Below are 9,766 nucleotides of genomic sequence, written 5' to 3' on the forward strand. Positions count from 1 at the left end.
CCGCGGTCCAGCGCGAGGCGATGGACCGGGTCGCCAACGCGCTGGACCGCGGACAGGACGTGCTGTTCGAGGGGGCGCCCGGGACCGGGAAGACCCTCTCGGCGCTCGTGCCCGCGCTGGAACACGCGCGCGAGCACGACCGCACGGTCGTCATCACGACCAACGTCCACCAGCAGATGCGGCAGTTCGTCGAGGACGCCCGCGCGATCACGCGCGAAGAACCCATCCGCGCGGTCGTGTTCAAGGGGAAGTCGTCGATGTGCCACATCGACGTCGACTACCAGGAGTGTCAGACCCTCCGCGACACCACCCGCGAGATGGTCGAGACGGAGAGCGAGGTCCGCGAGCTGGAGTCGCGACAGCGCGAGCTGCTGGCCGAGAGCCGCGAGGGCGAGACGGGCGCCGCCGAGGCCCGCGAGTCGGTCATGGACGAACTCGACGAGCTGGAGGCGGAGATGGAGGAGTACGACGCCGCGAACGTCTGCGAACACTACCGCAACAATCTCACCCGCGACACGGACGACTTTTTCGGGTGGCTCTTCGAGGACGTCCGCACCCCCGACGACGTGTACGAGTACGCCGACGAGCGCGCGCTGTGCGGCTACGAGCTGCTGAAGAAGGGGATGGAGGGGGTCGACCTGGTCGTTTGTAACTACCACCACCTGCTCGACCCGAACATCCGCGAGCAGTTCTTCCGGTGGATCGACCGCGACCCGAGCGAGATAATCACCGTGTTCGACGAGGCGCACAACATCGAGGACGCCGCCCGCGACCACGCCACCCGAACGCTGACGGAGAACACGCTCGACGCCGCCTTAGACGAGGTGGCCGACAGCGACGACTCCCGCGCGGAGCCCGCCGAGAACGTCCTCCGCGCCTTCCGCGACGCCCTCGCCGAGACGTACGAGGACGCGCTCGGCTTCGGCGGCTCCGAGTCCGTGACGGAGAACTGGGAGGACATTGCGGTCGCCAACGACGACCGCCGCGACGACCTCACGCTCGCGTTCCTCCGCAACTACGAGGGGACGGGGATCGACGCGGAGACCGAGCTCGCCGTCCAGCTCGGCCAGGCGATAGACGAGGAGTACGAGCGCCGCTACCGGGACGGGGAGGCGACCACCCGGTCGGAGTCGCAGACGCTCGCGGCCGCCCGGTTCGTCTCGACGTGGATGGACGAGGGCGCGGAGTTCGGCCAGTATCCCGTGCTCTCCGTCCGGCGCGACGGCGGCACCGACGAGGTGTACGGCCGGGCGGAGCTGTACACCTGTATCCCGCGGAGCGTCACGAGCGAGCTGTTCGACGAGGTGGCCGCCTCGGTCCTGATGAGCGCGACGCTGCGCCCGTTCGACGTGACCGAGGACGTGCTGGGGCTGGAGGACGTCGCCTCGATGGCCTACGAGATGGGGTACCCCGAGGCGAACCGCCGGACGTTCGCCGCCGACGTGCCGCCGCTGTTCGCCGCCGACCGAAACGACCCGGAGACGCAGGAGGCCGTGTCGTCGCTGCTCCGCGACGCAATCCGCTTTACCCCGGGCAACACGCTCGCCTTCTTCCCGTCGTACGCCGAGGCCGAGCGCTACCACGAGCGGCTCGCTGGGGCGAGCGGGGGCGGAAGCGCCGCCGGCGGCGCCGCGGCGGACGCCGTCGACCTCGGTCCGATCCACCTCGACGGGCCGGGCGAGGACGAGGAGCGGCTCCGCAGCGAGTTCGTCGAGAGCGACGGCGCCGCGCTGTTCACCTCGCTGTGGGGGACGCTCGGTGAGGGCGTGAGCTTCGACGGCGACGACGCCCGGACGGTCGTCGTCGTGGGCGTCCCGTACCCGCACCTCTCGGACCGCACGGAGGCGGTCCAGGACGCCTACGACCGCGCGTTCGCGGACCGCGACCGCGCCCGCGACCCGGGGTGGACGTACGCGGTCGAGGTCCCGACGATCCGCAAGACGCGACAGGCGCTCGGCCGAGTGATCCGCGGCCCCGACGACTACGGCGTCCGGATCCTCGCGGACCGGCGCTACACGACCGCCGACATGGGGAAGTACTCGGTCCGGTCCGCGTTCCCGCCCGAGGAGCGCGAGGAGCTGCTCGACGTCGACCCCGCGAAGCTGAAGTTCGCGATGCTGAACTTCTATCAGGACCACGACGCGTACGACGGCCCGCCGCCGTCGCCGTGACGCGGGCGCGCGGTCCCGCTCGCGGGCGCTCGCCTCGACGTCACTTCCGGCCGTCCTATCCGGGCATCGACGCGAGCAGGATCGAGACCAGGATCAGGAGCCCGGCCAGCAGCGTCGTGACCACGGCGTGGATCAGCGTCATCGCGGCGACCGCCCGCCGCGGCTGCTCGTAGCTCCACCAGAACATCGTCCCGTCGACGAGGAGCGCCGCGAGGAGGATGAGCCCCCCGGGGAGTTCGAGCCCGTTGCCGGCGACGCTGATCACCGCGGGCAGCGGGCCGATGTAGAGGGCCCGCCGCGGGTCGGCGTCGCCGAGGACGTTCCGGGCCGCGACGTGCGCGGTGAGACAGAGGAACAGCGCCAACAGGACGGTCGTCCCGAGCACGGAGACCGGCGTCACCGTCTGTAAGAGCATGGTCGCCATACGCGGCGACGGGTAAAAGTGATCGCGGAACGCGGTCGCGGTGTCGCCGCATCGCGGCCCCGTCTCGATCGCGGGCTCGCCGCGTCAGCCCAACAGCCCGAGGCCGTTCAGCTCCTCGACGATCACGTCGACGGCTGCCTCGGCGTCGGCGGGGCTCGTGCCGCCGGTGACGACCACTTTCCCGCTGCCGAAGAGCAGCGCGACGACCTCCGGCTCGTCGAGCCGGTAGACGAGCCCGGGGAACTGCTCCGGCTCGTACTCGATGTGTTCCAAGCCGAGCCCGATCGCGATCGCGTTCAGGTTCAGGCTCTCGCCGAGGTCGGCCGACGTGACGATGTTCTGGACGGTGACCTCCGGGTCCTCGATCGGGATCTGGAGCGCGCGGAGCTCCGCGAACACGATGTCGAGGCTCTCGTGGACCGCCTCGACCGAGTTCGCGCCCGTACAGACGATCTTCCCGGAGCGGAAGATCAGGGCGGCCGACTTCGGGTCTGTGGTGCGGTAGACGAGCCCGGGGAACTGCTCGGGGTCGTAGTCGGCGCCCTCGAGGTCCATCGCGACGCTCTGGAGATCGAGTTCCTGCCCGATCCCCGTGGAAGCGACGACGTTTTCGACGGTGATCGTCTCCTTCGGGTCGGCCCTCATTACCTCCATCCTCGCCCGAACGACTTAAAAAGGTGGCTGGTCGGAACCGCCACGCTATTGTCGTCGCCGCGCGGAGCGGTCGGCGTGTACTGGCTCGAACTCGCCGGCGAGACCGACGCCTTCGCCGCCCGCGAAGCGGCGACCGCGGCGACCGGCGTCGACCTCCTCGCGCCGGGGATCGCTCGGACCGGCGGGATCGACGGCGCGCACGTCCGGCGCCTCGCGTACACGCGCGCCGCCCACGATGCGGTCGCGCGGACGGACGCCGACGTCGACGCCGCGGTCGCCGCGCTCCGCGCCGCGCCGCTCGACCGCTCCGGAAGCGTGGCGGCCCGCGCCCGCGACGTCCGGGGAACGTCGGGAGTCTCCACCGAGGCGGTCGAGCGCGAACTCGGGAGCGTCCTCGTCGACCGCGGGTTCGACGTCGACCTCGACGACCCCGACCACGTCCTCCGCGCGCTCTTCGCCGCCGGCCCGCGCGCCGAACACGACGCGGTGGCCGGCGCGGACGGCGGCGACGCGGACCTGTGCGCGCTCGGGTGGGTCGCCGCCGAGGCCGCCCGCGACTTCGCGCCGGACCCCACCGACCGCCCCTTCTTCCAGCCGGGGAGCATGGCCCCGGTCGACGCCCGCGCCTACGCCAACCTCGCGGGCGCCGCCCCCGGGCGGACCCTGCTCGATCCCATGTGCGGCACCGGCGGTCTCCCCCTCGAAGCGGGCCTCGTCGGCGCCGACGCGGTCGCCTGCGACGCGCAGGCGAAGATGGCCGACGGCGCGCGGCGGAACTTCCGCGCATACCTCGCCGACGACGCCGACGCTCCCTCCCCCGACTGGCACGTCGCCCGCGGCGACGCGACCGCGCTCCCGCTTCCCGACGACGCCGTCGACGGGGTCGCGTTCGACGCCCCCTACGGCCGACAGTCGAAGATCGCGCGCCACGAGCTGGCCGACCTCGTCGCGGGCGCGCTTGCGGAGGCGGCCCGGGTCGCGCCGCGCGCGGTGCTGATCGCCGACCGCGACTGGCGCGGTCCCGCCCGCGACGCCGGGTGGACCGTCGACGCGGCGTTCGAGCGCCGGGTTCACCGGTCGCTGACGCGCCACGTGCTGGTGTTGCGCCGCGAGGCGGACGCGGGAGGCGAGGCGGACCCGGCGGACATCTCGCCCGACGCGGACGGAAGCTTGCCGGACCGAGAGTGAACGACCGATCGGCGGAATCGCTCTTATCCGACGCTGGCGCGACAAGTTTCAGTTCCGCCCCGACGCCGGGCAACGGTTAAGTGCGCGGCCTCTCGTGGTACTCGCATGACCGGGGACGGCGGGGACATGCTCTCGTGGGACGAGTCGGTGTTCCGCGACGAGTCGGTGTTCGAGATCGACCACGTCCCCGAGACGTTCCGCCACCGCGAGAGCCAACTGGAGAACCTCAAGTACGCGCTCCGCCCCGCGGTTCGCGGCTCCCGCCCGCTCAACACGATGGTTCGCGGACCGCCGGGAACAGGCAAGACCACCGCGGTCCAGAAGCTCTTCGGCGAGCTCGGCGCCCGGACCGAGGTGCGGACGGTCCGCGTCAACTGCCAGGTCGACTCCACGCGCTACGCGGTGTTCTCCCGGCTGTTCGAGGGGATCTTCGAGTACGAACCCCCGTCGTCGGGCATCTCGTTTAAGAAGTTGTTCGGCCAGATCACCGACCGCCTCGTCGAGGAGGACGAGGTGCTCGTCGTCGCCTTGGACGACGTGAACTACCTCTTCTACGAGAACGAGGCCTCCGACACGCTGTACTCGCTCCTCCGCGCCCACGAGGCGCACTCCGGCGCGAAGATCGGCGTCATCGTCGTCTCCTCGGACCTCGGGCTCGACGTGATCGACGACCTCGACACCCGTGTCCAGTCGGTCTTCCGGCCCGAGGAGGTGTACTTCCCCGTCTACGACGCGACCGAGATCTACGACATCCTCGCCGAGCGCGCCAAGCGCGGCTTCCACGAGGGCGTCATCGGTGACGCCGAACTGGAGCGGGTCGCCGACCTCACCGCCGAGAGCGGCGACCTCCGGGTCGGGATCGACCTCCTGCGCCGGGCCGGGCTCAACGCGGAGATGCGCGCCTCGAAGACCGTCTCGAAGGAGGACGTCGAGGACGCGTACGACAAGTCGAAGCACGTCCACCTCTCGCGGTCGCTGCGCGGGCTCTCCGACTCCGAGCGTGACCTCGTCCGCGTCCTCGCCGAGCACGACGGCGAGCGCGCCGGCGCGGTGTACGACGCGTTCAACGACGAGACGGGGCTCGGCTACACCCGCTACTCGGAGATCATCAACAAGCTCGACCAGCTCGGCGTGATCGACGCGGAGTACGCCGACGTCGACGGCCGCGGCCGCTCCCGCGAACTCTCCTTGGCCTACGACGCGGAGGCCGTCTTGGACCGGTTGGAGTAGGCGGCGACCTACCTCTCGTCGTCACCACGCGCCGTCTCGTACCCAGTCGCCCATGCGAGGGCCCCGACGGCGAGGATCGCGACGGTCTCTCGGTCCGACCCGACGAGGGACTGCGCGACGACGGAGACGGCCCCGACCGAGACGGCGACGTACGCGCCTTCGGGGACCGCGAAGGGGAGTCGACCGCGCGACTGAAGCGCCGCGGTCACGAACATCGCACCGAGGAGCGTCAGGCCGAACAGCGGGAGGACAGCGGTTGCCGAGGACATACTTCCGACTGATCGCGTCGCGAGTAATACACTTCGGCGGTCGCGCGGTCGGAGCGAACCGCCGACGCCTTTTCAATAGCTCCGCCCGCACCTCGTCGCATGAAGACGAGCGGCGGGAGCGACGCGATGAAGCGGCGCGCCGGCGAGTCGGCGGCCGAGGCCGTCACCCACGGCGACGTGGTCGGACTGGGGACGGGGTCGACGGCGGCGCACGCGATCCGGCGGCTCGGGGACCGGGTCGACGCCGGCCTCGACGTCCGGGGCGTCCCGACCTCGTTCGCGAGCCGCGAACTCGCGGTCGGGGCGGGGATTCCCTGCCTCGACCTCCCCGAGGCGGTCGGTCTCGACGGCCCGGGTATCGACCTCGCCATCGACGGCGCGGACCAGGTGGCGACCGGCGTCGACGGGGGCGGCGCCCCCGACACCGGCGGGGCTCTGATAAAGGGCGGCGGCGCGGCCCACGCCCGCGAGAAGTTGGTCGACGCCGCGGCCGACCGCTTCCTCGTCGTCGCGGACCCCTCGAAGGAGTCGCCGCGGCTGGACCGGCCGGTCCCGGTCGAGGTGCTGCCATCGGGACGGACCGCCGTCGCCGCGGCCGTCCGGGAGGCCGACGGCGAGCCGACGCTGCGGCGCGCGGAGCGGAAGGACGGTCCGGTGGTGACTGACAACGGGAACCTCGTGCTCGACTGCGCGTTCGGCGAGATCGCCGACCCGGTCGCCCTGTCGGCGACGCTGGCCGAGGTTCCGGGCGTCGTCGAGCACGGGCTGTTCGTCGGGATGACCGACGAGATACATGTCGGCACCGAGTCCGGCGTCCGGATCGAGTCGGTCTGATATCCCCGGGCGACGCCCCGCAGCGCGGCCGCTCGGCGGGCGGCACGCAAATAAAATGGAACGGAAACGAGTTCCGTCTTAGAGGTCGCGCGGCTGGACCGTCTTCCGGTCGTTGGCCTCGGCGCGGCGCGCGGCGTCTTCGAGCAGCTCGTCCACTTCGTCGTCCAGCGCGTCGTAGAAGTCCGAAGCGACGTTCTTGTCGTCCAGGGCTTCCTTGACGGCCGCTTTGACAATGAGGTCTGCCATGCGATCGGGCCTACCCGGTGATGGTTAATAAGAGTTCCTGAATTCGACCGCGAGGGGCGCCGTGCGGCCCGTTCGCGGGAGGCCGCGAGTACAAGCGCTTATAAGTCTTGTGAGATTCTCGTCTCCGCCCCGCCGCGAGCACGACGCGAAACGCGGCCCGACCCCGCTCCGAGCGCGGTCCGGACGGAGCGCGCGTCGTCGCGTGACGCTCGCGAACGCGCTTCGACCCCGGCTCGACCTCGCGCGCGGCGCGCCCGGCTCGAACCGACAGCTTCGACCGAGGCCGCCCCCGACGACGCCCCATGCGAGAGACGTTAGCGGCGCTGGAGGCGGGTGAGATCGGCATCGAGGAGGCGGAGTCGCGGCTCGCGGGCTACGCGACCACGGACGCGGGGCGCTTCGACGCCGCCCGCGAGCGACGCCGCGGGATCCCGGAGGCGATCCTCGCGGAGGGGAAGACACCCGCGGAGGTCGCCGCCCTGGCGACGACGGCGCTCGACACCACCGGCCGGGCGCTCGTGACGCGGGCGGACGAGGCGACGGCGGCCGCGGTGGCGTCGGCGGTCGGCGACGTGGGACCGGACGCGACGGTCGAGCGCGACGATCGGACCGGGACCGTCGTCGCGCACGCGGCCGACTTCGAACTCCCCTCGCTCGACGCCGCGGTCGCGGTCGTGGCCGCCGGCACCGCGGACGCGCCCGTCGCCGGCGAGGCCGCGGTCGTCGCCTGCGAGATCGGGGCGACCGTCGACCGGGTCGACGACGTCGGCGTCGCCAACCTCGACCGGATCGTGGACCAGGCCGACCGGGTCCGCGAGGCGGACGCCGTCGTGGTCGCGGCGGGTCGCGAGGGGGCGCTCCCGACGGTCGTCGCCGGCCTCGTCGACGCCCCCGTGATCGCGCTCCCCGTCTCGACCGGCTACGGCGTCGGCGGCGAGGGAGTGGCGGCTTTGGAGGGGGCGCTCCAGTCGTGCTCCGTGCTGACGACCGTCAACGTCGACGCCGGGTTCGTCGCCGGCGCGCAGGCCGGGCTGATCGCCCGCGCGGTCGACGCCGCGCGCGCCGAGTGAGCGGGGGGATCGAGCGAGGAGATCCGGCGACATCCGGACTCGCTTAACCGACCGTATACCGGCAGCCGACTGGGTCGAAAAAGGGTATTAGTTCGTCGAGCCCGTATGGTAGTTGCCGACGCACGTCGGCATCACATGCCACGCTGTGACCACTGCGGGTCGCACGTCTCGGACCGCTTCGCTCGCGTCTTCGCGGACGAACGCGGCGACCTGAACGCGTGCCCGAAGTGCTCCGCGAACGCGGGCATCGCAGAGGTGTCTCGCGAGCGGACTCGAACCGGGGACTGACCGGCGAAACGCCGATCGAAGGACGAGCGCACGGGGAGCGACTGCTCCGTTCGCCTGCCCCTCCGGGCACACCCGCACACACTTGCCGCTCGCGCTCGGACGGCCGACCGTGGCCGACCACCACGTGTACGTCATCGAGTGCGCCGACGGCACCCTCTACACCGGGTACACGACCGACGTCGAGCGGCGCGTCGCCGAACACGACGCCGGCGAGGGCGCGAAGTACACCCGCGGGCGGACCCCCGTCACCCTCCGCCACGTCGAGTCGTTCGACTCGAAGTCGGCGGCGATGTCGCGGGAGTACGCGGTCAAGTCGCTGTCGCGCGCCGAGAAAGAGCGGCTGATCGGCGAGGGCGACGACGCGGGGGACTGACCGCTTCGCCTCTCGCTCACTCCACGAGGCGCTCGATTTCCGTGACGAGGATGCCGGTCGCGCCGACCGACCGGAGATCCGAGATCGTCTCGAACACGTCGCGCTCGTCGACGACGGCGTGGACCGCCACCATCCCGTTGCCGTTCTCGTCGGCCTCGACGTCCATCACGGTCGGGCCGCCGAGCCCGGGGATCACGTCCTTCACCGCGTCGAGCCGCTCTTTCGGCGCGTTCATCATCAGGTAGCGACGGCCGTCCGCGGCGAGGACGGACTCGAAGGCGGTCACCACCTGCTCGACCTTCGCGTCGTCGACCACGTCGGGGCGCGCGAACAGCCGGACAGAGGAGTCGAGCACGTCGTCGATCACCGCCAGCCGGTTCACTTTCAGCGTCGTCCCCGTCGAGGTGATGTCGACGATGGCGTCCGCCATGTCGACGTGCGGGGTCAGCTCCGTCGCGCCCGTCACCGTGACCACGTCGGCGTCGACGCCCACGCGGTCGAGGTAGTCGCGGGTGACGTTCGGAAACTCGGTCGCGACCGTCCTGTCCGCTAGGTCCTCGACCGCCGACACCCCGCCGTCCTCGGGCGCGGCGAGGACGAGCCGACAGGAACCGTAGCCCAGATCGAGCAGGTCGACGAGGTCGCCCTCGGCCGCCGCGCTCGCGGCGTCGACGACGCCGCCCGACTCGGCCGCTTGGTCGAGGCCGGTGACGCCGAGGTCGGCCGCGCCGTCGCGGACGTACTCGGGGATGTCGGCCGCCCGCGCGAACAGCACCGTCACGTCCTCGTCGACGGTGTCGGCGTACAGCTGTCGGTCGGCGGTCTCCTCGACGTGGAGCCCCGCGCGCTCTAACAGCGAGAGCGTCGGCTCGTGCAGGCGGCCCTTGTTGGGGACGGCGATGCGCATACGGGGAGCGTCGCGCGGACAGGGGGAAACGTTTTCGTCCGGAGGGGCGGGACTGGTGGCGACGCGAGACTGGTTATAAACAGATGCGGTGGCCGGTGCCGGCTAGCGGCCG

General features: G+C 71.6%; 12 protein-coding genes. 7 read left to right on the top strand and 5 right to left on the bottom strand.

Annotation, left to right across the window (positions count from 1 at the left end; genetic code table 11):
- On the top strand, positions 1 to 2,171 hold a 2,171-nt coding region (locus B9G49_RS14495; RefSeq protein WP_143414716.1), incomplete at its 5' end, for an ATP-dependent DNA helicase.
- 55 nt (positions 2,172 to 2,226) lie between these two features.
- Here the strand turns inward: B9G49_RS14495 and B9G49_RS14500 are convergent.
- Together B9G49_RS14500 and B9G49_RS14505 are read right to left on the bottom strand one after the other, a co-directional pair.
- The gene (locus tag B9G49_RS14500) at positions 2,227 to 2,586 is read right to left on the bottom strand and encodes a hypothetical protein (RefSeq protein WP_049932127.1); all 360 of its coding nucleotides are present in this window, start codon (positions 2,584 to 2,586) and stop codon (positions 2,227 to 2,229) included.
- Positions 2,587 to 2,679: 93 nt separating this feature from the next.
- Positions 2,680 to 3,240, bottom strand: a complete 561-nt coding sequence (locus B9G49_RS14505; protein ID WP_086216846.1) for a TATA-box-binding protein — start codon at positions 3,238 to 3,240, stop codon at positions 2,680 to 2,682.
- A gap of 84 nt (positions 3,241 to 3,324) precedes the next feature.
- On the opposite strand from B9G49_RS14505, the gene B9G49_RS14510 reads away from it, so the two are divergent.
- Positions 3,325 to 4,437, top strand: coding sequence for a TIGR01177 family methyltransferase (locus B9G49_RS14510; RefSeq protein ID WP_233125225.1), 1,113 nt, complete (start codon positions 3,325 to 3,327; stop codon positions 4,435 to 4,437).
- Between the two features lie 105 nt (positions 4,438 to 4,542).
- Positions 4,543 to 5,667 (top strand): ORC1-type DNA replication protein, encoded by a 1,125-nt coding sequence (locus B9G49_RS14515; RefSeq protein ID WP_049932129.1) that lies wholly within the window; start codon positions 4,543 to 4,545, stop codon positions 5,665 to 5,667.
- Positions 5,668 to 5,675: 8 nt separating this feature from the next.
- On the opposite strand, the gene B9G49_RS14520 is transcribed toward B9G49_RS14515, so the two are convergent.
- Positions 5,676 to 5,936 carry a hypothetical protein gene (locus B9G49_RS14520; RefSeq protein WP_049932131.1) on the bottom strand — a complete coding sequence of 87 codons (261 nt, stop codon included), beginning with the start codon at positions 5,934 to 5,936 and terminating at the stop codon, positions 5,676 to 5,678.
- 99 nt (positions 5,937 to 6,035) lie between these two features.
- On the opposite strand from B9G49_RS14520, the gene rpiA reads away from it, so the two are divergent.
- Positions 6,036 to 6,770 (top strand): ribose-5-phosphate isomerase RpiA, encoded by a 735-nt coding sequence (gene rpiA, locus B9G49_RS14525; protein ID WP_086216847.1) that lies wholly within the window; start codon positions 6,036 to 6,038, stop codon positions 6,768 to 6,770.
- 78 nt (positions 6,771 to 6,848) lie between these two features.
- Here rpiA and B9G49_RS14530 read toward each other — a convergent pair whose 3' ends face one another.
- Positions 6,849 to 7,016, bottom strand: coding sequence for a DUF1931 family protein (locus B9G49_RS14530; protein WP_004047560.1), 168 nt, complete (start codon positions 7,014 to 7,016; stop codon positions 6,849 to 6,851).
- Between the two features lie 302 nt (positions 7,017 to 7,318).
- Between B9G49_RS14530 and larB the strand changes: the two genes are divergently transcribed.
- From larB to B9G49_RS14540, 3 genes are all read left to right on the top strand, one after another.
- Complete coding sequence (gene larB / locus B9G49_RS14535) at positions 7,319 to 8,086, top strand: nickel pincer cofactor biosynthesis protein LarB (RefSeq protein WP_086216848.1); 768 nt, start codon at positions 7,319 to 7,321, stop codon at positions 8,084 to 8,086.
- A 135-nt stretch (positions 8,087 to 8,221) separates the two neighbouring features.
- Complete coding sequence (locus B9G49_RS16855) at positions 8,222 to 8,374, top strand: hypothetical protein (protein ID WP_008440770.1); 153 nt, start codon at positions 8,222 to 8,224, stop codon at positions 8,372 to 8,374.
- A gap of 109 nt (positions 8,375 to 8,483) precedes the next feature.
- Positions 8,484 to 8,747 carry a GIY-YIG nuclease family protein gene (locus B9G49_RS14540; RefSeq protein WP_049932157.1) on the top strand — a complete coding sequence of 88 codons (264 nt, stop codon included), beginning with the start codon at positions 8,484 to 8,486 and terminating at the stop codon, positions 8,745 to 8,747.
- Positions 8,748 to 8,763: 16 nt separating this feature from the next.
- On the opposite strand, the gene hisG is transcribed toward B9G49_RS14540, so the two are convergent.
- Complete coding sequence (hisG, locus tag B9G49_RS14545; RefSeq protein WP_086216849.1) at positions 8,764 to 9,654, bottom strand: ATP phosphoribosyltransferase; 891 nt, start codon at positions 9,652 to 9,654, stop codon at positions 8,764 to 8,766.
- Positions 9,655 to 9,766: the final 112 nt, after the last annotated feature.

Origin of the sequence: Halorubrum sp. SD683 (genome assembly GCF_002135045.1) — an archaeon.
In the GTDB taxonomy this organism is placed as follows: domain Archaea; phylum Halobacteriota; class Halobacteria; order Halobacteriales; family Haloferacaceae; genus Halorubrum; species Halorubrum ezzemoulense.